The sequence below is a fragment of the Sphingobacterium corticis genome (genome assembly GCF_042684745.1).
In the GTDB taxonomy this organism is placed as follows: domain Bacteria; phylum Bacteroidota; class Bacteroidia; order Sphingobacteriales; family Sphingobacteriaceae; genus Sphingobacterium; species Sphingobacterium corticis.
On the sequence record NZ_JBHUMA010000006.1, the window covers coordinates 603,042 to 628,833 of the forward strand.

Below are 25,792 nucleotides of genomic sequence, written 5' to 3' on the forward strand. Positions count from 1 at the left end.
CGTGCCTTTCCAAACGGGTACGTTTCCTTAATTAGCAAACCTATGATAAAACGATTTATTAGTTGCGTAATACTAGCCGCGACGATTTATGGAGCATCCGCGCAAGCCACAAAAAGCGATCTACGCGCACCGGCTTACCCTTTAATTACTATCGATCCCAATACCAGTGCTTGGTCGTACACCGATGAATTGTACGGATCTACTGTAAAGCATTGGACAGAACGTCCATTTCCACTATTAGGTGTGCTAAAAGTAGATAATGAAACCTACCGTTTTATGGGAACCGAAGAAGTGGAAGTATATGCTTTATTGTCCATGGGCGAGGATACGGCTTGGGAAGGAAAATACACGACCAAAATGCCTTCAGGTAATTGGTTTTCTCCGAAATACGATGCTAAAGGCTGGCAGACAGGTAAAGGAGCCTTCGGGACGCCAGACAGCGAAAAAGCTTCGAAAACTGCATGGAATGAGGAGAAAATATGGGTGCGCCGCCCATTTACATTAGATCAGGATCTGAAAGGCAAAACAGTTTATATTGAATATTCGCACGACGATGATGTGGTACTTTATCTGGATGGGGTAGAAGTAGTCAATAGCGGACCTGCGACCGGGAAAAATAAACGGGTTAAATTATCGCCTGAACAAACAGCAAAACTTACCAAAGGCGAACACCTGATTGCTGGATATTGCCACAACACCGGTGGGAATGGTTTCTTCGATGTGGGTGTTGTCGTCGAGAAAGATATGCCCCGATCGTTTGAAAAAACCGCACAACAGATCTCGGTCGATGTACAAGCTATGCAAACACATTATACCTTTCGCTGTGGCGATGTGGATCTAAAAATTACGTTTACGGCACCATTGTTTCTGGATGATTTGAATCTAGTTGCTCGTCCAGTAAACTATATCTCGTACGAGATCAAGAGCGATCAACCTCGTGAGATGTCGATTTACCTAGAAGCAGCGCCAAACTGGGCTTTAAATTTGCCTTCGCAAGCGTCGACTTCGTCAACGAGTAAACAAGGAAATCTATTATTTGCAAAAACTGGTAGTGCACAACAGCCTGTTTTGCAGCGTAGTGGAGATCATATCAATATTGATTGGGGCTATTTTTACCTGGTAGGCAGTGACCATAATGGTAGCGTAGGTGCTGGCGGTAGTCAGGCCTTGCGCAAAGCATTTGCTGCTGGCAACGACATTGCAAAGGTGAGCGGAGCCGGATCTGACGGCCATCAAAATATAGCATACACAAAGTCATTCCGTGTAAACGGAACGCACCACGATCATGTTATGGTGGGTTATGATGATGTGTATTCTATTCAATATTTCGGAGAAAATTTACGCGGTTACTGGAATGTGGATGGAAAAAATACCATCGAAGCCGTATTTGCTAAAGCAGATCAACAATATAAAACGCTACGTAAGCGAGCAGATGCTTTTGATGCAGACTTTATGCGTCAATATACTGCTGCTGGTGGTAAAAAGTATGCCGAGTTGTGTGCGCTGGCTTATCGTCAATCGATCGCTGCTCACAAATTGGTGGAAGCACCAAATGGTGACCTTATGTTGCTGTCGAAAGAGAATGATAGCAATGGATCAATCGGTACAGTGGATGTGACGTATCCCTCAGCGCCTTTGTACTTGTACTACAATCCAGAGCTGGCAAAGGCTTTGTTGAATTTCATCTTTGCCTACAGCGAAAGTGGTAAATGGACAAAGCCGTTTGCGGCACATGACATCGGCACGTATCCATTGGCTAATGGACAAACCTACGGTGGTGATATGCCTGTAGAGGAATCGGGCAATATGTTGATCCTGACGTATGCTATTGCGCGCATGGAACAACAAGCGAAGTATGCCGAAAAACATTGGGACGTCTTGACCACTTGGACGGATTATTTGGTGGAGCATGGTTTAGATCCGGATAACCAATTGTGTACCGATGATTTTGCCGGGCATTTTGCACATAATGCGAACTTATCCGTAAAGGCAATTGTGGGAATAGGATCGTATGCGAAGTTAGCGGCCATGTTAGGTAAAACGGATGTTGCAGCGAAGTACGAAAAAATAGCTAAAGATTATGCAGCAAAATGGAAAACCATGGCGAACGATGGCGATCATTATCGTTTGACGTTCGATAAATCGGGAACATGGAGTCAAAAGTATAACCTGGTTTGGGACAAGTTATTTGATATGGAATTGTTCGATAAGGATATTTTCGATACCGAGATTGCCTATTATCTAACGAAGCAAAATCAATACGGATTGCCTTTGGATAATCGCGAAACGTACACGAAAACGGATTGGATTTGCTGGACGGCAACCATGGCCGACGATCAGGCAACTTTTGAGAAGTTCGTTAATCCAGTGCATGCTTTTATGAATGAAACCACGACGAGAACACCGATGTCGGATTGGGTATATACCGATAAGCCAGTACGCCGTGGCTTCAAGGCGCGTTCGGTGGTTGGTGGCTACTTTATCAAGATGTTAGAACAGAAGGTTAACCAATCGGAGAGGAAGTAGGGAAGTTCTAATACGAAATTAGTTCAGCGCTTCGGATTATTTTCCGAAGCGCTTTTTTATTTAGTTTCACTATGAATCGATTCAATTGATTACAAGTCTTTGTCTATCAAATTCTCTTTGCCTGTCTTTGTCTATCAAATTCTCTTTGCCTGTTATGCAACGTTTTTCAAAGGCGAATGAATAACACATATTGCTTCAACGGAAGAGCTTTTTTGTGTCAAAAACCTAAACTTATAAATCATTTGAAAAAATAAAAGCTAAAACTATTCGTCTATTTTTACTGAAGCCATAATGACCATAATTTGCTATTTATTAAGGTGTGAATTGATGATTCGGGGTCGTTCTCGATTAGTTTTGTGCGTTTAGATTTTTGGTATTCATTATTTAAATAGTGAATAGAAACTTTTCTAGAACGCCATATACTAACTTCAATGATACTGAATCTGTAGCTTTATCTACAGATACGGACGATATAGTACAGCGCATTATTAAACACTTTGAAAGTAGTTGGAAGGGCCTAAACGAAGTAAATGTGAAATTAAAAACTAAAAAAACTAAAATAGATATGACAGAAAAGATAAAGATTACGGTGATTCTTGCTATGATGTGTGTCTTAGGTTCTTGCCAAAATGCGGTTTCGCAACAAGGAAAAGACGACATAACTGTAGCTTGTTATTATTTCCCTAATTATCATACTCGCGATTCATCCGAACTTCCTATAAGTCGACAGCATTTTACGAACTGGTCGGAGTGGGAACTCGTGAAGCAAGCCAAACCCCGTTTTGAAGGACATGAACAGCCTAAAGTACCGGCGTGGGGTTACGAAGATGAAAAGGATCCTAAGGTAATGGAAAAGAAAATTAAAGCCGCTGCTGATCATGATGTAGATGTGTTCATTTTCGATTGGTATACGTATGAAGGTAAACCTTTTTTAAACCGTTGTTTGGACGAAGGATTTCTTCAGGCAAAGAACACCAATGATATTAAATTCTCGTTAATGTGGGCTAATCACGATTGGATGGAGTTATATCCGTACACATCAGGCACCAAGCATGATTATTTGTACGACGGTAAAGTAACTTCGGAAATTTTTGATAAGATAGGAAGTGATTTGGTAAGTCAATATTTTACGAAACCAAACTATTGGTTAATAGATGGTAAGGCGTATTTTTCCATCTACGATATTCAAAATTTTATAAATAGCTTCGGGTCTTTAGAGGCTACTTTGGCAGAGATGAAAAAATTGGATGCTAAAGCGGTTAAAGCAGGTTTAAAAGGGATACATTGGAATCTGGTAGCATGGGGACAAGCAATTCTTCCCGGACAAGATGCACCGACTAATAATGCCGAATTATTAGAAAAACTCGCATTTAATTCGGCAACATCTTACGTTTGGGTACACCACGCCGGACTTCCAAAAGTACAGACCGATTACAATGAAGTTCGTGGTGTGTACATGCAGCATTGGGATAAGGTAAAAAATGAATACAAAGTTCCATATTATCCCAATGTTAGCATGGGTTGGGATCCTAGTCCACGAACTAATCAAAATAAAGAGTGGCATGGCAACGAAGGATACCCATACTCGTATACTATGGGTAACAATACGCCTCAAAACTTCAAAGCAGCATTGCAACTTACCAAAGAAAAATTACTAAAAGATCCGAAAGGTCCGCGTGTACTAACCATCAACTGTTGGAATGAATGGACAGAAGGCAGTTATTTAGAGCCGGATACCAAGAATGGAATGGGATATTTGGAAGCGGTAAAAGCCGTTTTCAAATAAATATTTTTGTTAAAGATCTCTACCGATAAATAACCTACTAAATGATTTATCCAATTAAACAACGATTTTATATTCGCACACTGTGCACACTTGTAATAAGCATTTTTTCTGTCGGATTAGCGACAAAATCTACATTTGCTATATCTGTAAATACGTTACGTATCTCGCAAAATGATACCTTGGCAAACTTATTTAAAGAGCCCCCATTATCATCAAAAGCGGGAGTATATTGGTACTTTGGTGATGGAAACCTTTCAAAAGAAGGGATTACTAAGGACCTTGAATCTATGGCTAAGGTCGGTATCAACCATGCGTTGTTTCTAGAGGTCAACGTGGGATTACCGCTTGGACCGGTAAAAATGCTGAGCCCAGAATGGAAGGATATGTTTGCGCACATGGAGTCGGAAAGTAGACGTTTGGATGTACAGCTCATATTGGGAACCGGTCCAGGTTGGGCGGGTACCGGAGGGCCGTGGGTAGACGTAGAGAAATCTATGAAACATCTAATCCATACTTCCGTTGAAATTGATGCGAATGAGCTTCCTAGTATAAAGCTTCCGATCGGTGAGCCTAAAGATCGCTATTACGGAACATTTCATGGCTCACGCGAGCAGTCGCAACAACGAAATGACTATTTCAAAGATATTGCCGTTCTAGCTTACCCATTGGTCGCGGGTACCGATCAAATTGAGGATATCGATGAGAAAGCACTTTATGATCGTCCTCCTCACAGCTCTATGTATGGCGTAAAGCAATACATCCCTATGCATGCTAACTACGAAAATGACGAAGGTTCCGCAATTGCTGTAAGTAGTATTATCGATTTGTCGGATCGTCTACAGCCCGATGGCAGCATTAGCGGAACGCTTCCAAAAGGGAAGTGGAAGATTATGCGTTTCGTATCCAGAACCACAGGTGCAATATCGAGTCCTGCTCCGGTAGCAGGGTCGGGGTTTGAAACAGATAAACTAGACACGGTAGGCATTTCGCATCACATGGATCATTTCGTAGGCCAATTGTTGAAACAGATAAACTTCAAGCCACGCAACGAAAAATCGCCTTATGGAGGTCTTACGCAGTTGCATTTTGATAGCTGGGAGATGGGCGCGCAAAATTGGACTGAAAATTTTCGATCAGAATTTTTAGCACGTCGTAAATATGATCCACAACCTTACTATCCAGTGTATGCAGGCGCCATTGTGGAAAATCGTGAAATTTCTGAGCGTTTTCTTTGGGATTTACGATTGACCGTGCAAGAGTTGATTGTGGAAAAATACATGGGTTTTATGAAAAAATATGCCCATGAGCGAGGTTTGAAATTATCTATCGAACCTTACGATATGACTCCCTTGGCTGATATGGAACTCGGAGCCGTGGCAGATATTCCATCGAGTGAGCATTGGTCTATCGGTTACGGATTTAATACCGTATTCAGTATCGCTCAAGCAACATCATTGGCTCATTTAAAAGGTCAGCCTATTGTTTCATCGGAAAGTTTTACGGCATTGCACGACGGATGGGATTTGTATCCCGGAAGGTTGAAGAATCAAACGGATTGGGCACTTGCTGCTGGGATAAATCGTTTTATGTTCCACACCTTTCAACATCAGCATTTGCCAGACAACTTAAAGCCAGGTGCAACCATGGGAGGTATCGGAGTACATTGGGATCGTAGCCAAACATGGTGGGAGATGGGAAAAGCTTATCATGATTATCTAGCAAGATGTTCGTTCTTGCTTCAGCAAGGAAGCCATGTTGCTGATGTATTATATTTAACACCAGAAGGTGGCCCACACGTGTTTAGAGCGCCCAATTCGGCGTACGAGGAAGGCATTCGCGAAGCCAGCGAAGCATTTTATGTGAATAGTAGTCAGGAATTAATTCGTTCTTCTGAAGTCGATTTCCCTGCTCTATTGCCAGACAAAAGAGGGTACGCCTTTGATGGATGTCCGCCAAGTCTTTTCTATGAAAGCAAAGCAGAAAATGGACGGGTAGTGTTTCCAAGTGGAGCGTCGTACGAGTTATTAGTTTTACCTGCTACGGAAACGATCACGCCGCGGATGTTATCGAAAATAAAAGAATTGATAAATGATGGGGTAACAGCAGTAGGTTTACCTCCTCAAAAATCACCAAGTTTGATGGATTACCCATCTGCGGATCAGGAGATTGCATCGCTAGTTGAAGATATTTGGGGGGATGTTTCGTTGATTCCGTCTTACGAGAAAAGATCGGTAGGTAAAGGTTTCATTATTTGGGGAACAGAGGTTGCCAAAAATACGGAGAACCTCTATGCTAATTATGCAACGACATCCGCTATTCTCGCTAGTAAAGGGGTTAAGGAAGATTTTACCGCTGACGGAACTATCCGCTATGCACACCGGAATAGTGGAAACTATGACATCTACTTCTTATCAAATCGATCTGGTAAGCCGACAAATTCGATCTGTACGTTTCGAGTTGACGGCAAAATTCCTGAACTTTGGGATCCAATGACCGGACGTGTAAAGGACCTGAAGGTATTCGAATCTGCCGATGGCATGGTAAAAGTACCTATCAATCTGGACAGCGACGAAAGTCTATTTGTGGTATTCAGAAATTCTGGAACATCAACTAATGTAAAAGGAAAAAACTTTCCAGAACTAAATCCTATTCAAGTATTAGATAAACCTTGGAAGGTTTCCTTTGATCCTAACTGGGGCGGTCCTGAACAGATTACTTTCGACCATTTGATCGACTGGTCTCAACATCAGTTGGATGGAGTAAAATATTATTCAGGATGCTCAACGTATCATCAGTCATTTAATCTAAAGAGCAAGCCTAGAGGTAGCTATTTCTTAGATTTAGGAGAGGTGTCCGTTATGGCTACGGTAAAGTTAAATGGGAAAGTCGTTGGAACAGTATGGACGAGTCCTTGGAGGTTAGATATCAGTGAGTTTTTAAAAGCTGGAAAAAATGATCTAGAAATCGAAGTGGTCAATTTGTGGATCAACCGATTAATCGGAGATGAATATCAAGAATATGATGGAGTCAAGAATGGTCGTTGGCCAGATTGGTTGACCAATGGGCAACCAAGACCTTCCAAACGGTATACATTTTCTACCTATGCACCGTACGGGAAAGATACCGAGTTGCATAAGTCTGGTTTGTTAGGTCCAGTCAGAATTCTCAAATCTCAATAACTATTTCAAAATATGTTTCAGATGAGCTCAAAATATACTTTAAAAGTCGGTTTATTTGGTGTTGGACTTGATGCCTACTGGGATCAGTTCGATGGTTTGAAGGAAACGCTGGAAGGGTATTTAGATATCGTACATCAACGTCTCGATCAGTTTGGAAGTGAGGTGGTCAATCTCGGTCTGATTGATACCGCCGAGAAGGCAATGGACGCTGGACACGCTTTTCGGCGTGCCGACGTCGATATTTTGTTTCTTTATGCCACTACCTACGCATTATCCGCTACCGTATTACCTATTGCACAACGTGCAAAAGTTCCTGTAATTATACTCAACCTATCACCAACGTCAGCGATCGACTATCAATATTTCAATAAATTGGGTAATCGGAAGATGATGACTGGTGAATGGCTGAAATTTTGCGGATCATGTCCAGTTCCTGAAATTGCAAATGTATTTAAAAGATGTAATATTCCATTTTATGAGGTGACCGGGGTACTCGATGATAATGACAGTTGCTGGCAGGAGATTCAAGAATGGATAGCAGCAGCCGAGGTTGTACATACTATGGCACACAACCGCCTCGGTTTAATGGGTCATTACTATAATGGTATGTTGGATATTTACACCGATAAAACCAAACAGCTAGCCACCTTCGGCGGACACATGGAGGTGATAGAAGTAGATGAGTTAAGTGCAATTAAGCGAGGAGTATCGGGTCAACAAACGAGAGAACGAGTTGCTCTTTTTAGGGAAAAATTTGATATAGATCCATCTTGTATAGAATCTGAATTAGAACGCGCAGCTCGTACATCAGTAGCCTTAGATCTGTTGGTAGAGCGATACAATCTGGGTTCGCTTGCCTATTATTATAAGGGAACGGGAAATGTTGAAAACGAAGATACAATGAGTTCTGTAATATTAGGAAATTCCTTGTTAACGGCTAATCATGTTCCTGTTGCTGGCGAATATGAGATCAAAAACGCGCAGGCAATGAAAATCATGGATGCGTTTGGCGCTGGCGGATCATTCACAGAATATTATGCATTGGATTTTGATGAGGATGTCGTATTAATGGGGCACGATGGGCCGGGTCACATCGCAATTGCTCAGGGCAAAACTAAAGTGAAACCATTGGAAGTATATCATGGCAAGGTTGGCAACGGTTTGTCTGTGGAAATGGCGGTAGCTCATGGACCTGTAACTTTATTGTCAGTAGTAGATCGCATGGATGGTTCAATCGCCTTATTGGTGGCCGAAGGAGATTCTGTAGCTGGACCAATTCTCGAGATCGGTAATACAAATAGCCGTTACCGTTTTTCTATTGGTGCTCGAAAATTCGTCAATGATTGGAATAGTCATGGACCAGCGCATCATTGCGCTATCGGAGTCGGGCATATTGTTAACAAAATTGAAAAATTAGGAAAACTTCTTGCTACCGAGGTAATAAGAGTGTGCTAATCCGACATTAGCACTTCACAAGAGAAAGTCGATAAATCTTGGGCGACATGCCGGTTTTAGATTTAAAGAAAGTTACAAAGTAGCTTATGGATTCAAAGTTGAGTTCATAAGCTATTGTTTTTATAGGCTTGGATGTGTTAGATAACAGTTCCTTCGCTTTCTCTAATTTGATTTCCATCTGATATTGCAATGGAGAGAATCCCGTATATTGCTTGAATAGTTTTCGAAACCAAGAATAGCTTAGGTTAAGCTCCTCTGCGATTTCCTCAGGGCTCTTTTTGTTGTAAGCATTTGCGGTCATAATCATACGCGCTTTGTCGATAATGCTCAAGACATCTTGGTCTACCAGTGTTTTGTTTTGATGTGTGTAGAATAAAAAGCTAACCAGATGATGTATAATTCCCGCCATCATTTCCTGATAAGAATGCCGTTGTGAATTAGCTACTTCAATAGCTTTTTCCAATAAAAAAACAGCAAATTCATTGAAGCCGATGTCGAATACTGCATTCTCTTTATTAGAGAAGATATCCGTAAATAATGAGTGAGCGTGTTTTCCATCAAATCCTAACCAATACACTTGCCATCCAGTGGTTTCAGATGGGCTAAATGTGTGCCATTCTCCAGGAAAAAGTAAGATAACAGATCCTGCGTTAACTTCCATGGTGGAACATGAAGTTGATTGGAAACTACCTTTACCCTCTACTATGTAGATAAGTTGATACTCCTGCAAAATCCTACCAACAGATGTTTTAAAAATATACTCCGAGGGATGTCCTTGCGGTGGATAGGAAGTTTTGGGAGATATATTTTGAAAGCCAATCGTGGTAGCATATAACCCCCACGACCTATTGAAATTATTGGAGATAAGGTATTTTAAATGTTCATTTTTTCGAATGTTCATCTTGGTATCAAAAATTTAAAGTTTAAAATCAAATATTGGTACAGCAAAGATAGTTTAAAATATACTTTTATAATATAATTATTACAAATTAAATTCAACCTATGATACTGATTTTTAGGTTGTTAAGTTTCTTTTTGTAATTATTTACCTAGATCAAATACGTTACGTGTTTGATACGCCTAAAATGATAAAAAATTCGATCTATTGCGGTGGATTGTTAGCACGTTGTTGCTTTTAATATAACCTATAATAATAACAAGTTTAATTAACCATTTATCTATATGAGCCTAATTTCATACACTAGTTTTAGTGCAATCTGCGCCATCGTAATGAAAATACCTTCGGCATCAAGATTACTTTTATTAACAGGATTTTTATCCTTTGTTGTACCAGAACTCGCTTGTGCATTTCAAAACGTTCAGACTGCTGGACGCGACGATTTAACAATCACTGGGACAGTCACCGATAGCATTGGAACAACTTTGCGAGGCGTTACTGTTTCCGAAAAGGGAACCACGAATAGTGTAGCAACCAACCAAAATGGCAGGTACACAATCAATGTGAAAAGCAGTGAGGCAATCCTTGTATTTTCCCTTGTCGGTTATGCGGATCGAGAGATTCAAGTTGCCAGAGAGACGGTTATTAATGCGGTGCTGAGTACGCGAGATAATCAGTTGGAAGATATCGTTGTGGTGGGATATGGTACCCAAAAACGGACCTTAGTTACAGGTTCGGTATCGACTGTCCAGTCCAAAGATATTACGGTAGCACCGGTCGGAAGTACGATTAATACGCTTGCAGGACGAATACCCGGATTGATTTCTAAACAAGAATCCGGACGACCTGGGGCTGATCAAGCTGCGCTAAGTATTCGAGGCTTTGGACAGGCTATTTGGATTGTTGACGGAGTGGAATCGAACTTTAATAACATAGACCCCAATCAAATCGAGAGCATTAGTATATTGAAAGATGGTGCGGCAGCTATTTATGGTGCTAGAGCGGGTAACGGTGTAGTTTTAGTAACGACCAAGCAAGGTCTAGTAGGGAAAACTGACATCACGTTAAATTCAGCTTATACTTTACAAGGGAATACCATTATGGTTGAGCCTGTTAGTTCAGGTCAATACGCGGAGTTGCAAAACCGCTTCTTTCAAAGTCAGGGACGACCACTTCCATATACGGAAGAGGATATCCAAAAATATTATGATGGCACAGATCCAGGCTATCCGAACACCAACTGGCGTAAAGTGGCTATGAAAAATTGGGCACCTCAACACAACCAAAATGTGTCGGTCCGCGGCGGTAGCGACAAGATTAAATATTTTGGTTTCATTGGCTATATGGATCAGCAATCGATTTGGAGAAACAATGGCGGTGGTTACAAGAGATATAACTTACAATCGAACATCGATGCGAAAATAAGTGATGATTTCAGTGTGCAATTACTTTTGTCTGGGGTACATGATGGACGTTCTGAATCTGCACGCGGAGCAGGAATTAATGGAGGCGTGTTCGGAGATTTGTGGGCCTCACTTCCTATTTATCCAGCAACATTACCAGACCCGACTAAACATTCTTACGCAGTTGCGCAAGGCGTGGGTAGTGCGTTGTTGGCTACCGACGAAGAGATTTTCGGTTACAGTAGAAACAACGCCGAAAATGTGAAAGCTACTTTTATTGCCGATTATAAAATCCGAGCCGTAGAAGGACTGAGCTTGAAAGCCTTTATCAACTACGATAAAACCTACATTACCAACAAGCATTTCTTGAAGGCATACTCGTTTTATACCTATGATCCGGCCAGCGAGCAGTATACCCTAATTGGGTCTAAAGGATCGACGGCAAAATTAGATTATAGTAATCAGCAAAATAGGAATATTACTACCCAGTTTAGCATTAACTACAATCGTCGATTTAATAACGATCACTATGTAAATGCGTTGTTACTAAACGAAATGATCGATTATCGTACAAACGTAGTATTGGCGGGTAGAGATAACTTTTTGACACAATCCATCGAAGAGCTTTTCGCTGGTTCTGTAGCAACTGTTACGGCTAATAGTTCTGCTACGCAAATGGGCAGAGCGAGTTATCTTGGTCGGGTAAACTATTCGTACAAAGAAAAGTATATCGCAGATGTGGCGCTGCGCGCAGATGCTTCTGCTAAGTTTGCTGAAGGTAGCCGATGGGGATATTTTCCGAGCACCTCATTGAGCTGGCGTATTGATCAGGAAGATTTTTTTCAACAGTTGAAAGCTGTCGATGAGTTAAAACTACGTGCTAGTTACGGCCGTTCTGGGTTAGACAATGTGGGGGATTTCAGGTTCTTGACCGGTTATCAACTGGGCGGACAGTGGTTAATAGGTGATACGCCAGGACCGGGGATAGCCACTACAGGTTTAGCGAATCCAAACCTTACTTGGCAAAATGTTGCTATTTCAAATTTGGGAGTCGATTTCTCTTTATACAATAGAAAACTGTATGGTACAGCGGAAGTTTTCTACAGAAAGTTGACCAGAATCCCGGCGACTCGTTTAACTACTTTACCTAATACATTTGGGGCTGTACTTCCAGAGGAAAACTTAAACAGTATGTCTAACCGAGGTTTCGATTTTAGCTTGGGAACAGTTGGTAATATTGGGGAATTGAATTACGATATATCGGGTAACCTTTCATGGAGCAGAGCCAAATGGATTCATTACGAAGAACCCGAATATACTGACCCTGATCAAATTCGATTGTATCAGCTCTCGGGACAATGGGCAGACAGAAGGATTGGTTATCGTGCTGATGGTTTGTTTACCTCACAAGAGGAAATCGATAATCTTGCCTTCACTTATCCGCAAGGAAATGACGGGCTTCGTCCGGGAGATATAAAATATATTGACGTGAATGGAGACGGAAAACTAGATTTTCGTGATCAAGAAGTAATAGGTGCGGGTACTACGCCAAACTGGATGGCAGGTCTAACCATCAATCTACGGTATAAGAATTTTGATCTACAAACCTTATTTCAAGGGGCGTTTAATCACTATGCTTATATCCTAACAGGGAGAACAGACGTAAATTATTCGGTAGCATTTTACAATACGCTGTGGACAGAGGAGAATAACCGTGCGGATGCGTATACGCCTCGTATTGGCGGAGCATCTAGTAATAGCTTATTTTCAGATCATTTTTACAGAAAGATAAATTACTTAAGACTAAAAACCTTGGCGATTGGATATACATTGCCACAAACTATTTCAGAACGTGCGAGAATCCGAAATCTACGGGTTTTCCTTGCAGGAACAAACTTGTTTACCGTGAGTCCGTTGAATGAATTCTTTATGGATCCTGAGGCGCCTTCTTCCTTTGGTGTCGGCTATCACTATCCACAACAACGTACCATCACGCTTGGTTTAAATTTGACCCTTTAATAAAAAGATACACGATGAAAATTTTGAGATACTTAATGAGCATCACCTTACTAATATCGGTAAGCTCTTGTGAAAAATGGGTTTTAGACAAAAAGCCCCTGAATATTATATCTGATTCCGATGTGTTTACTGATGAGGCATTGATCGAAGCATATCTAACTCAGGTCTACGCCCAAATGACGATTTTTGCAAACGACGTAAATGGAAGTGGTATGCAAGGAGATGGTTATGTCGCTGTCTTCGAACTGAACGAAGTCTCCGATGAATGTCTTCCACAATGGCGCGACGCACCGCAGAGCAACGCCTATACATTCAAATACGGAAACTTGAACATTAATGGCGGTCTTCTAGATTGGTGGGGATATGGTACCGTGCGTGTAATTAATATGTTTCTGCAGAAGATCTCCGATTCGCCGCTGTCACCAGAAGTTATCGTTTCAAAAACAGCAGAAGCCAGATTTTTACGCGCATTTTGCTATTTCGCTATGGCTAAACGTTACGGTGGAGTTCCTATTATTACTACGCCACAAAATGTGGATGATCCTGAAGAAGCACTCTATCCAGCTCGCGCGAAAGAAGAAGAAGTGTATGATTTTATTATTGCCGAAGCAGAAGCAGCGAGTGCCGATTTACCGGAGATGCAAACGGGTGCAAACTTGGGAAGGCCATCCAAATATGCGGCGCTAGCACTTAAGTCTAGAGCTGCTTTGTACGCAGCAAGCATCGGACAATTTGGAACAGTAAAGTTGAACGGTGTTGTTGGAATACCTTCTGCTCGCGTGCAAGGGTATTACCAAAAATCTTTGGAAGCTTCAAAAGCGATTATGGACGGTGGGAAGCACGCACTATATAACGCAGATGCGGATAAGACCACCAATTTCAGAAATATCTTCTTGGTAAAAAACAATCCGGAAGTAATTTTCGCAAAACGCCATGATAACATCAGTCAGTTTGCTGGAGGTAGTGGCTGGAGTATTGATTTTATCAACGCCCCACGTCCAAATGGATGGGGAAGAGGTATGTACGACCAAGCTTACTTAGAACTTGCTGAAGCTTTTGAATATGTAGACGGTAGACCTGGAGCGCTCAATAGAACGGCCATACAACAAGGTGTACACACGATGGATGAAATTTGGGGAGATCGTGATCCGAGATTTTACGCAACACTTTACACACAAGGTACATCATGGAAGGGAGATAACCTTGCTTTTCATGCTGGGCTGCGGTTGCCAAATGGAACGATACAGACAGCTGGAAGTTACCAAGGCGTGCTAGCTACGGGTAACCAAGATTATTTGGGAACTGGATTTGGTATGTTAAAATATCTAAATGAAAGTCATGATAATATGGCTGGAGCATCAGGCAACTGGCCGGATTCAGAGCAAGATTGGCAGATTTTTAGGTATGCAGAAGTTTTATTGAATTACGCGGAAGCAGCATTTGAACTTGGTCTTACTTCGGAAGCGGTTTCCGCTATTAATCAAGTTCGCGATAGAGCTGGTATAAGCCTTTTGACATCGCTTACTCGAGAGAAAATTCATCATGAGCGACGTGTCGAGCTCGCCTACGAGGGACATCGTTATTGGGATGTGCGTAGATGGCGGACTGCTGTGAGAGATCTTTCGGTTAGGTGGTCTGGTCTGCGTTACATTTTAGATTTCGAAACGAAAAAATTTCAGGTGCAAATTTTAAATAATTTCGATGGTACTACAAATATTCCACGTTTTAGAGAAGAGAATTATTATCTTCCACTTACTAATGGTAGAACATCTAACAACCCAAAATTAATAGAAAATCCAGGTTACCAATAGTCTTTACCTGTTTAGAAAACGAATCGTGTTGGAATGTGAAGATCACTTCCAGCACGATTTTGATATTAATAAAGTTTACCTATAAATATATTTTTGCTGTTGTCGTCATCTTCGGAGATATTTACTATAAATCACATTTGAGCTCGACGATGTAGAATTAAAAGCTGTGATGATCGAAAAAAAAATGAATTACCTAGTCCTATTATTTTTTATAATAATCAATGTTTTGGTGTCGCAAGCGCAGACACCTGAGTGGAAAAAGAAATATACTAACCCAAGCACCGTGCGGGGAATGTTTGCCGAACCACCCATGTTCTACGCTCCACACACATTTTGGTTTTGGGATGATACGATCCGCAATGAGAATACTCCGGCCGTTATGGCTGAAGAAATGATTAAACAACGTCTAAATCCAGGGTACGTACATCCTCGAAGCTCCATGAATCGAGGTGATGCTCGTCTACCTTCCTTACCTTTTGAACAATACTTAGAAGCACCTTGGTTTAACAGCTTCCGAAATGCGTTAGACAAAGCCGCTTCTGCAGGATTTACGCTCGGCTACTGTGATGAATACGACTGGCCAAGTGGGCAAGCCGCAGGAAGGGTGCTAGAGCAACGACCTGATTTGGAAGCACAACATCTCGATTGGAAGCGCACGGTGGTACATGCTGGAAAGTCGGTATCCTACGATTCAATCGATTTTGCGGTTGCTGGAAGGCTAATTGACGGAAAGTTAGACGGTTCTACATTAAAATTGCTGGGTGAAAAAAAGGTAAGTTGGAAAGTGCCGAAGGGCGAATGGGTGGTGTACACCTATACAAAAAAATTTCACGCCGGATTTGATGGCGGTCGGGTAAATTACTTACATCACGAGCTGGCAGAAACTTTTATTCCATTAGTGCATGAGCGTTACGAGCAGGAGGTTGGGGCTCAAATGGGCAAAGCTATACCAGGCGTATTTGTCGATCACGAAGGTGATTATGGTTGGCATATCGCATGGTCAGATTATCTAGCAAAACTCTATCATATGAAAAAAAACCGTGACATGCGGCTATGGTTACCGATGCTGACAGAACAGGATCGAGACGGATTATATGTAAAAGCTAGAAATGACTGGTTCGAGGTGGTAACGGATGCATATATTAACTGCTTTTTTGAACCCGTGGTCGACTGGCTTGCCAAACGCGATATGTATGCCATCAGTAATTTATGGGAAGAATCCTTGCAGTTGCAGACTTCGATGGTGGGTGATTTGATGAAAGTCACTCGTGCCATAACTATGCCGGGAAATGATTGTTTGATAATGAAGTCGCAGAAGATTCACGATTTTAAAGAAGTTCAATCCGTAGCAGAATTTGAAGACCGTCCATTTATGAGCGAAATCATGGGGGTAGCTGGATGGGAACAAACGCCACAAATGATGAAAATGACGGTCAACGCGGTGACATCATTTGGGGTAAGTCATATTGTGCCGCACGGTATCAACCTTAATCGAAAATTAGAAACTATTCCCTTTCCCGCGGATTGGTACACAGAAAATCCATTTTGGCCGTATCTACATAACTGGACAGATTTTGCGAGAAGAAGCTCATTTGTAACCCGACAAACTCAATTGGCTGCGGATGTCCTCCTGTATCATCCACTTGAAAGTATTTGGGGAGAAGCAGAAGGGATGTTTCATTATCCGGAAGGTGGTTTTCACGACCAAAATAATAAGATATGGAGCGATTTGTCGCGCGAGGTGAATGAGACATACAGCGATGCCATGGAGCATCTAGATCAAAATCACATCGAATTTTTAATAGCAGATAGGCACTATCTTGAAAATGCTAATATAGGAACATCTAAAGACGGTAAAACGACTATATCAATAAACAAACACGAACTGTCCGCGATCGTACTTCCGCCAATAAGCGTTATTTCAAAAGGCGCAGCAAAGAAAGTGGTTGATTTTGCGCAGGCCGGAGGTGTAGTAGTAATACTGGGGCAGTTGGCTACAGGCTCGCCTCAAGTCGGCAAAAACGATCCGGCTATCGCAGAATTAATGCATCAGCTTCGGAATTGTAGTAAGGTAATTGATCTTTCTAAAGCAGCGGAAGATCGAGAACGTTTGGCGCAGGAACTTCATCGCACTGTTGGTGTAGATATGTCCTTCGATGATGCTGGTAGATTGTACACATCACATCGAAAATTAGGTGAAACACACTTTTATTGGATTGCCAATAATACAGATAGTACGAAGTGCATTGACTCCTGGTTGCGTGATGGGAAAGGGACGCCTGAGATTTGGAATTGCGAAACGGGAGCCGTGGACACGGTACATTCTTCCATAGAAAACAATGGAAATTCTATGTCACTCACTTTAAAACCTTATGAGGCATATTGGGTAGTTTTTAACGCAGAGAAACCGCTAAGTACTTCGGGAATGTGGGAATCATCTTTATCTAAAGAGAAAAGTAAAGGGATAAGTAATATAGAGATACAATTGACCACTCCTTGGAAAATTAGTTATGTTGATTCCGACACGATTTACTGTACTTCAGCGATTGCATGGCATGGGTTAAATGATATTATCGACTTTGAGGCTTTCTTGAAGCGAACAAATGGAACTCCCGGACAGCGCTCTTCGTTTATTCGTGGATCTTTGGAAAGAATCGATCGCTCGCATGAACCAATCAAGCGTGAATCAATAGAACTTGAAGGCGGAAAAGCTTCCTGCTGGCAACTCACTATTCCATTAGGCGCAACATCAATAGTATTCCCTAGTGAGATGAATGGATTGCGTGTTTGGGTCGATCATCAAGATGTTTTAATATCCAATAAACCTGTCCAATTACCTCCAAATTCGAAGCAACTAACCTTTGCTATATCTGACTCGGCGCAACTTCCTACAACGCCAATTGCCTTTAAGGTTAATAAAGTGAATACCGCACACCTTGATTCATGGTACGGCTACGGATTGGATGAGTACACCGGTTATTTGGAATATGAAACTAATATTAAGATTGATGGAAATCACGAGAAACTACTATTGGCACTCGGAAAGGTGAGTTATATGGCTGAGGTATTTGTAAATGGTAAATCTTTAGGGGCAAAGCTGTGGCCTCCCTATGATTTCGACCTTTCAAATGCAGTAAAAGAAGGTCTAAATACAGTAAAAATTCGCGTTGGAAATTTGATGGTTAACCGAATGTCACTAATGGATGATCTTGGTCAATTACGAACTTGGTCGTGGGGATTTTCCCCTGAGCCTGATTTGGATAATTTTGCCGCAGGCTTGTTCGGCCCTGTTGAAGTGGTTACATTGGATTGATGATTATTAATTAATGGAGTTAAGCATATTTTGGGAGTAATGTTAAGCGTTTAGTGCTCAATTTATCTATTCATAAATTAACATGTTTGTCTGGCTATCTTTCACTTTTAATCTTTGTTAATGTATCTAATACGAACACAAGTAGCCGAAGTTTTGGTCTAAAATTCGTTACCTTGCTCATTGAATACGTTATTGGTATTTAACCTATGATATTATCCATATGAGTTTAGCAAAATATATTATTATCAGCTTAACAATGCTACCGGCAATCGGAACAATAGCACAAACGCATTTAAAATTAGGAAGAATTGATGTGTATGACGATGACTTCCACGCCATCGCGGATACGAATTGCATGATCGAAATATTAGCTGAAAGTTTGGAATGGGCAGAAGGGCCAGTTTGGGTACACGACGACAAGTTTTTATTATGTAGCGATCCAAAGCGAAATACCATATACAAATGGAGCGCAGAGCAGGGGTTTCAGTCTTTTTTTTCTCCATCAGGATTTACGGGTAAAGGACGATATAGCGACGAGCCTGGATCAAATGGACTTTTGATTAATCATTCAGGTGAGTTGGTCGCGTGTGAGCACGGCGACAGGCGAATATCAAAAATGAATTTGCAAAATGGATACAAAGAAACCATTGCTAGCTCATGGGATGAAAAGCGTTTTAATTCGCCTAACGATATCTGTCAGAGTGAGGATGGTACTTACTATTTTACTGATCCGCCGTATGGGTTGCCAGATCGAGAAAATGATATTAAAAATAGAGAGATTGTAGAAAATGGTGTTTATAAAATAAGCACAAATGGTCAAGTGCAACAAATTATCTCGAACCTCGACAAGCCTAACGGGATAGCGTTGTCGCCCGATGAATCTAAATTGTACGTTGCGCTAAGTGATTCGCGACATCCATATTTGATGTCTTACGAATTGGAAGGCGGCAGTGTAGTTGGAGAAGGAAAAATTTTGTTCGACTTTGGTAGTAATCAATTACTTGGAAATGGTGCGGCTCCAGATGGAATAAAAGTAGACAAAGAAGGCAATATTTTTATGGCTGCAGGCAGGGGAATCATTGTTATCAATGGAAAAGGTAAGCTTTTAGGCCGAATCTTTACTGGCGTACAAACTGCTAATTGTGCTTTCGGAAGCGATGATTGGCTATATATCACTGCATCAAATTACTTGTTGCGGATAAAGATTGAACCGGCTTCGATGTAGCTGAATAGATGATCGCTATTTTTAATACGATCTAAACGGTTATGTTTTTATGAGTCCATCTTTGTCGTCGACATTGATCGCGTATCGACCATAATTTTTCGTTCAACAAAGTTTTAGCGATTTGGTATAGTCTGTCACAAACAATAAAACCTCAACGAAAGTTGAGGTTTTATTGTGATCCCGCTGGGATCATATTTTGAGTGTGAAATCGTCATTTAAAGTGCTTTAACGCTACTTTTTAGAAAGCGACTCACCGAAATGCGCACCTTGTTTTTTAGCTGCAAATGCTATTTTATAAATCTACGAATTTAATCCATATTATAATGAAGAATATGTACCTCTTTGCAATCGTAATCGACTGAGCTAGTCGATCACACAAAACTTTCTTGAATAGCATAAAAATGTCATAATTTACTCTCGGTAATTGTAATCATAACCAATTAGTAACAGCTAGAAAAATTTCTAGTTGCCATATGTTGTATGAACATATTTTACCCAAATAGCAATCAAGATACTAAACACTTGCTATTACTACGTTGTAAGTAAAGATGTTTATTAATTATTAACTAATGAATAACAATGATTCTTCCGAAGACTTAGTAGAAAAGTATGGAACTTATGACCCACAATTAGATTTGTCATCTTATCGGCATCCAACATTAGAATTGTTGCCAGAATCACAGCGTCTATGGCTCTCTAATGTCAAGACTAGTTACCGTAATTTTGAGCTGCCATTATTGTTAGAAAATGCGCCGTCGATTATTGTGCGTGATCTTTATCATCATCCAAATGTACTACTAGCGGGGACAATAGCATCTGGTAAAACGCAGTTCATATACAATCAGATAATCAGCTGGCTGTATGTTTTTCATCCAGCGGAATTGAAGTTTATAATTTGTCGTAGTAAACCCGTTGATTATAATTCTATTGCTAAGATTGAAAGACACTTCTTGTCTAAGTTACCAGGTGCAGAACCGGCTATAGCCGAGAGTGGTCAGGTAGCTAAGACTATAAACGCTCTATTAATTGAGTGTGACCACAGATTGGATTTATTTACTACGGCAGGCGTAAAAACGATTAAGGATTATAATAACTTATTCATCCATAGAAAACTTAATCCTGCCGATGGGCATCGATTTTTATCTAATATCGTATTGATAATGGATGACATGCAAACATTCCTACATGGAGACGTAACAAGCTCATTGATTAGTCTGACGCAAAGGAACTTGTATACTGGGATATATTTTATTGGCGCTACAAGTCAGATCATGTCTCGAAGCATTACTCCCCAACTTAGAGCGAATTTTAGTGTTCGGTTAGCGATGCGTTTGATGTCTCAAAATGAATCGCGAAAAATATTGGATCGGGTAGGAGCAGAAAAGTTAAATCCACCTGGTGAACTAATTTTTGAACAGGGAGATAGACTTCTTACGGTTAAACAGCCTTTTGTAGACTATGATGTTATACAGAACGTCTGTGATTTCGTAGGCTCCCAGAGAGGCTATCCTAATGCCTATCTATTGCCTATAACAAATGTCGAGGAATCAATTTTCTTTAGTGATTTTGATATTTACGATCGTGATCCGCTCTTTGAAGAATCAACTAGATTAATCGTGATGCACCAGCAAGGTTCAACTTCGTTGATACAGCGCAAATTAAAACTTAGATATAACCGAGCTGGGAGAATAATGGATCAATTAGAAGCTGCGGGAATAGTTGGGTCGTTTGAAGGTAGTAAGGCAAGGGAGGTATTTTATGCAGATGAACATGCATTAGAACAATATTTGGAAACTATAAACGCCTCTAACTCTTCAAAATTATCGAATTTATCTATTTCAGAGAGTATTCTTCGCGTTGCAGGTAGCAAAATTGATAAAATCGTTGAACAACCAGAGAAGTTAGTACAACCCAAGTCGGGTAAAGAGAATATAGCAATAAAATCACCGAATGATTCCTGTCACAACGGGAATGATAGTAGAAAAGCACAACTTGCAATCGCAATTTTTATTTTAGCTATGATATTGATCATCTACTTGATTAGCGGGTGGGAAGGTGTAGTAAACTGGCTTAAGTAGAGGGATAAGAGTCAAAAAAATATTTGTAATGCGTTTTGGCAAAGAATATATTATTTTACAGTGTCAAATTGAGTGTCAAACCCAGCACAAACTTTTACGGTTTAAGATCGAATACGCCTAAAAAGATCTTTATATGAGCCTTCACATTAGAAATGGTGACTAAAGATTTACCTTTAAACTGCAATACGAACTAGATACTCATAAATTACGTACACATTCTTTTGCTTTGAATGCATGCTTTTAAATGTTCACTTGGTAAGAAATTTGTTATATTTAGCTAAATAAACTTAAATATGCAAGAAAAGTTAACAATGTGTAACTTTGCGGTAGCAGAATCTGCTAACAAAAAATAAAATGGGACAACAAGATTACATTAAAGATATAGCGCGTTTTGGGTTAGAAAATGACCAAGAGAAGCTATTGTCCACTTTGAATGAGTTTATTGAACACAATAAAAATAGTAAAAAAGTTAACTTTGCGCTGCAGTTGCAGTCCCTGCTAAAAGATAGTATACGTCGTCATCAGAATAGCTCCTTGCAAAAAGTAGGCTCGCCTTCGCACTACCAAAGTCTGCAAGAGCGAGACACGGAGGATTTGATATTAGAGAAGCTCACCTCCGCCTATAGCCTTACTAATCTTGTTTGCACCGAATCAGCAAAAGACCAGTTGGTAAACTTTTTGGAAGAACACAGGCATAGCGAGCTTTTAGCAAAGTATGAACTCCCCTTATCAAACAAGCTTTTGCTCTATGGTCCATCAGGATGTGGTAAAACCTTAGCTTCCTATGTGGTTGCCGGGGAATTGCAGAAAATGATGATTGTGGTCAATTTGGGTGCTATTGTTTCGTCTAAGCTTGGAGAAACAAGTAAAAATTTGGCCAAGCTATTTCGCAAAGCTGCTCAAGACGATTGTATCATTTTTATTGATGAATTTGACTCGTTGGGTAAGGTGCGCGACTATAGTCAAGACCATGGAGAAATGAAAAGGGTGGTGAATACGATCCTCCAACTTTTTGACTACCTGCCGCAAAGCAGCATGGTGATCTGTGCGACAAACCAAAAGGATATGCTTGACGACGCGCTATTGCGACGTTTTGACCTTGCTATCTCCATGGATCTTCCGGAAAAGCAGCAGATTGCGGAGTTGATTCATTTGGTACTGAAAGAAGACAAATTTGCGCTTGACAAAAAGGTTTCCTTGGTGAAACTCATGGCAGAGGCACAGGGACTTTCCTACTACAGCATACAGAAAACGCTAGTTAACGCGATAAAGCGCAGTATCTTTGCGATGACGGGCACGCGCGCCTTAAAGCCGAAGATCGATACGCAAATATGGATGGATCTACTCATTAAAGAAAAAGAAGCCTTGTCAAGTAAATAAGCCGAGGCTTTTTTATGCGTCGGCTTCTAGATCTTGATCAAGGTCTGCCATTGTATTTGCAATTATCTCCAACGTATTAATAGCCTGCAATTCTTCATAGAGTTTCGGTTTGTCTTCAAGCTTAGACTCGTCAGTTATTCGCAAGGCTATTGAGAATTGATGCATAGGCGTCCTCCTGATCCATTCCTGTAAATCGGAATCCAGATTTTCTTTTACTGCGCAGCGCACGGCAAGCACAAGCTGGTTGCCTATTTTCTGAATATCCTTTTTAGCCAGTTTGATGCTAATTTGCTGCCTGTTTGAGAGTGGCTTATTGACCAATGGGAAGAAATCTTCAGACCATCGATTGACGGATGTTTTAAAACCTAGTAAATTTCCAATCGCTTCTGTTTTCAATTTTGCTAAACGTTTCTTTTCCTCTTTTGACAGGGCTTCTTCGTCTTTTTTGTTTTGCAATTGCTCAATTTCTTCCGTCCAGATTCCCTGATAGAAGTCGTGGTGGCGATCGGCTATAACTTCGGCTAGTTTATCTGGAGAATCTTTAATAAAGCTATTTAAAAAGTTGAAAGACATGTGAAGGGGATTGTAGTCAACATGATTACCCCAAGCCGGGTTCATTTTAAAAGATAAAGTCGCTTGGATGTGCAGTGATTTGCCGTTAGTGCTATTTAATAGATATTCTGGAATGTTGATCAGAAAGACTTTATGATGATCCATTGAGATTACGTCTTCCAAAACTAAGGAGACAGCGTTATCAGTAGAATAGAGTAACTTCTCCTGGTCGGGCTTTCCATATCCGGCAATGTTACGATGGATATCTTCAGCCGACAGGATTTGCCTAGTAATAACCGCCTTCTGCGCTCCGCCCAAATCATCGAAAGCAGATTGGTAATCTCTTTCTGCTAACAATTCCCTACGTTTTTCTACACTTTCGTCAAGATGGGCATGCGAGTAGCTATCTGCGCTATTGATCATTAACGCCTTAACCGATTGTAGCGCGATATTCGGGTACAGATTCATTAATTGCGCTGCTAAATTTGCAGCAATGGGCGTCGCCAAACTGGTGCCTGCGTCAAAAACATAGTAATCATTGCCATTGTCGCCAAAGCCAAGCACTTGCATGGCGGAATCGTCATTCAAAAGATCTCCGCCCGGCATCACTATGTCTGGCTTAAATAAATTCCTATTGCTATAATTGTTACTCAACCGAACACCGTTAATTGGTTGCTTAAAGTCGTAATGATTTTTGCGTGTATAGTAGGCCGGCAAGTTTTTATCTAGACTAAGATGAGTCGGTGTATCTGGACGATAATTGTCGGCAAGTGCGCCTACCGTAATATTGTTCATGCTTTCAGCAGGTGCACAAATATTTGTGAAGGTACATTCATGTATGGCAGAAGATACGCCGGGATTGTAAAAATGATTTGGATAAACATGCAACTCATGCGAATCTTCCTGCATAGCAAGCAAATCGTCTTGATACATGTTCCCTGCCGCTATAAAGATCAAAACATCGAGCTCGTAGGACAACTTATCCAGCAAATAGGCAAAAAATGAAGGCATTTCATTGTAAGCCTTGCTTTGAATGCAAACCGATAAATTAAATAGTCGTACCCCATGAGAATAATGAATGGATCGAATCGCTTCTGTTACCTTGATAACGTCAATGTATCCGTCGACACCATCCATTATCTTAATAGAATAAATCTTTGCATCGGCCGTCAAATTATTTTGCGTACCAAAAAAACGATGCCCTACCGCAGCGAGACTTGCCACCACGGTTCCATGTCGATGTGATGCTGCCAGTGAGTCTCCCGATTCAGTAACATCCAGTCCATCCAAAACGATCTCGTTAAGGGGACCTATGGGACGAATCCCGTTATCCAGCACCCCAATAGTCATTGTGTTGTCATCGCTATTGTTTATACTTAGATCCCATGTCAATTGCTTGATATTAAATTTATCTGGTCGAACGGTTACTGTTCGTAAAGAATGGGCTTGGGCGACTACATCAAAATTTTGCGCAATTTCTACCATAACTTGCTTACTCGCACCCTTGATTTGCACCATTTTGTCATAAGGATCAATGGTGAACGAGGAAATCTCCTCAAGAACTCTGCGTTCATCTAGATATTCTATCAAGAAGGCACGTTGCAGATCGTACTTAGCATTTACTTCAGCATTATTGCTAATGAATTCAAAAACTAGATCGCCCGAACAATTATTTCGGATAGCATCCGCGGTATGATACTTCACATCAAATAATGTTGTCATGATCGCATAAGGTGTACCCTGAGGAGGAGTGCGTTTGTCGCTTTCTACATATTGGTTTAGCAAGATATGGAAGTTTCCAAATTTTGCCTCATCAACTATGGCGAAAAGCACAGTACGATTGAAATCTCGCTGCATAACGGGACTCAATCCGAAATCTTTCAAGAACTTGTTAAGTGCGTAATACGGAGCAACATTGCTGAAGGGAATTAAAAATCTGACTTCGACTATAGAAATATTTTCCACCTTTAGTGTCTTCCGCTCTAGTCTATCTGCTCTATCTTGAAGTAATTTGGCGAAGGAAGTCGCTAACTTCTTTTTGTGAGCCGTATAGGCCTCGGGGTCTTTTGGCTTCTCTTCAGGATCTGTAATCGCTCTAGATTTATCAAATCTGTTAGTTTGGCCGAAAGGGTTTTTCAAATAGAGATGAGGTAATTTTGGATTCATA

At 40.9% G+C, this 25,792-nt stretch carries 12 protein-coding genes; 10 read left to right on the forward strand and 2 right to left on the reverse strand.

Annotated features, from left to right (window positions below; genetic code table 11):
- Positions 1-42: 42 nt before the first annotated feature.
- The 4 genes from ACFSQ3_RS08610 (at position 43) to ACFSQ3_RS08625 (ending at position 8,946) form a co-directional block, all read left to right on the forward strand.
- The gene (locus tag ACFSQ3_RS08610) at positions 43-2,526 is read left to right on the forward strand and encodes a glutaminase domain-containing protein (protein WP_380869135.1); all 2,484 of its coding nucleotides are present in this window, start codon (positions 43-45) and stop codon (positions 2,524-2,526) included.
- 565 nt (positions 2,527-3,091) lie between these two features.
- The gene (locus tag ACFSQ3_RS08615) at positions 3,092-4,312 is read left to right on the forward strand and encodes a glycosyltransferase WbsX family protein (protein WP_380869136.1); all 1,221 of its coding nucleotides are present in this window, start codon (positions 3,092-3,094) and stop codon (positions 4,310-4,312) included.
- Positions 4,313-4,491: 179 nt separating this feature from the next.
- Positions 4,492-7,491: a glycosyl hydrolase gene (locus ACFSQ3_RS08620; protein ID WP_380869137.1), complete on the forward strand. Its 3,000-nt coding sequence runs from the start codon at positions 4,492-4,494 to the stop codon at positions 7,489-7,491.
- A gap of 21 nt (positions 7,492-7,512) precedes the next feature.
- Complete coding sequence (locus ACFSQ3_RS08625) at positions 7,513-8,946, forward strand: arabinose isomerase (RefSeq protein ID WP_380869138.1); 1,434 nt, start codon at positions 7,513-7,515, stop codon at positions 8,944-8,946.
- Positions 8,947-8,953: 7 nt separating this feature from the next.
- On the opposite strand, the gene ACFSQ3_RS08630 is transcribed toward ACFSQ3_RS08625, so the two are convergent.
- Complete coding sequence (locus tag ACFSQ3_RS08630; RefSeq protein ID WP_380869139.1) at positions 8,954-9,847, reverse strand: AraC family transcriptional regulator; 894 nt, start codon at positions 9,845-9,847, stop codon at positions 8,954-8,956.
- A gap of 329 nt (positions 9,848-10,176) precedes the next feature.
- On the opposite strand from ACFSQ3_RS08630, the gene ACFSQ3_RS08635 reads away from it, so the two are divergent.
- The 6 genes from ACFSQ3_RS08635 to ACFSQ3_RS08660 all read left to right on the forward strand — a co-directional run bounded on the left by ACFSQ3_RS08635 (position 10,177) and on the right by ACFSQ3_RS08660 (position 23,073).
- Positions 10,177-13,266, forward strand: a complete 3,090-nt coding sequence (locus tag ACFSQ3_RS08635; protein WP_380869140.1) for a SusC/RagA family TonB-linked outer membrane protein — start codon at positions 10,177-10,179, stop codon at positions 13,264-13,266.
- Positions 13,267-13,280: 14 nt separating this feature from the next.
- Positions 13,281-15,077 (forward strand): RagB/SusD family nutrient uptake outer membrane protein, encoded by a 1,797-nt coding sequence (locus ACFSQ3_RS08640; protein WP_380869141.1) that lies wholly within the window; start codon positions 13,281-13,283, stop codon positions 15,075-15,077.
- Positions 15,078-15,369: 292 nt separating this feature from the next.
- Positions 15,370-18,390 (forward strand): glycosyl hydrolase, encoded by a 3,021-nt coding sequence (locus ACFSQ3_RS08645; RefSeq protein ID WP_380869142.1) that lies wholly within the window; start codon positions 15,370-15,372, stop codon positions 18,388-18,390.
- A gap of 220 nt (positions 18,391-18,610) precedes the next feature.
- Positions 18,611-19,615 (forward strand): SMP-30/gluconolactonase/LRE family protein, encoded by a 1,005-nt coding sequence (locus ACFSQ3_RS08650; protein ID WP_380869143.1) that lies wholly within the window; start codon positions 18,611-18,613, stop codon positions 19,613-19,615.
- A 569-nt stretch (positions 19,616-20,184) separates the two neighbouring features.
- On the forward strand, positions 20,185-21,693 hold the full coding sequence (locus ACFSQ3_RS08655) for a DNA translocase FtsK (RefSeq protein ID WP_380869144.1): 1,509 nt from the start codon (positions 20,185-20,187) through the stop codon (positions 21,691-21,693).
- A gap of 354 nt (positions 21,694-22,047) precedes the next feature.
- Positions 22,048-23,073, forward strand: coding sequence for an AAA family ATPase (locus ACFSQ3_RS08660; protein WP_380869145.1), 1,026 nt, complete (start codon positions 22,048-22,050; stop codon positions 23,071-23,073).
- A 12-nt stretch (positions 23,074-23,085) separates the two neighbouring features.
- Here ACFSQ3_RS08660 and ACFSQ3_RS08665 read toward each other — a convergent pair whose 3' ends face one another.
- On the reverse strand, positions 23,086-25,764 hold the full coding sequence (locus ACFSQ3_RS08665; protein WP_380869146.1) for a S8 family peptidase: 2,679 nt from the start codon (positions 25,762-25,764) through the stop codon (positions 23,086-23,088).
- Between the last annotated feature and the right edge of the window lie 28 nt (positions 25,765-25,792).

Excerpts from the sequence above, each read along its gene's own strand:
- ACFSQ3_RS08610 (WP_380869135.1), top strand. The coding sequence starts at position 43 with ATGATAAAACGATTTATTAGTTGCGTAATACTAGCCGCGACGATTTAT.
- ACFSQ3_RS08615 (WP_380869136.1), top strand. The coding sequence starts at position 3,092 with ATGACAGAAAAGATAAAGATTACGGTGATTCTTGCTATGATGTGTGTC.
- ACFSQ3_RS08625 (WP_380869138.1), top strand. The coding sequence starts at position 7,513 with ATGAGCTCAAAATATACTTTAAAAGTCGGTTTATTTGGTGTTGGACTT.
- ACFSQ3_RS08630 (WP_380869139.1), bottom strand. The coding sequence starts at position 9,847 with ATGAACATTCGAAAAAATGAACATTTAAAATACCTTATCTCCAATAAT.
- ACFSQ3_RS08635 (WP_380869140.1), top strand. The coding sequence starts at position 10,177 with ATGAAAATACCTTCGGCATCAAGATTACTTTTATTAACAGGATTTTTA.
- ACFSQ3_RS08640 (WP_380869141.1), top strand. The coding sequence starts at position 13,281 with ATGAAAATTTTGAGATACTTAATGAGCATCACCTTACTAATATCGGTA.
- ACFSQ3_RS08645 (WP_380869142.1), top strand. The coding sequence starts at position 15,370 with ATGTTTGCCGAACCACCCATGTTCTACGCTCCACACACATTTTGGTTT.
- ACFSQ3_RS08650 (WP_380869143.1), top strand. The coding sequence starts at position 18,611 with ATGAGTTTAGCAAAATATATTATTATCAGCTTAACAATGCTACCGGCA.
- ACFSQ3_RS08655 (WP_380869144.1), top strand. The coding sequence starts at position 20,185 with ATGAATAACAATGATTCTTCCGAAGACTTAGTAGAAAAGTATGGAACT.
- ACFSQ3_RS08660 (WP_380869145.1), top strand. The coding sequence starts at position 22,048 with ATGGGACAACAAGATTACATTAAAGATATAGCGCGTTTTGGGTTAGAA.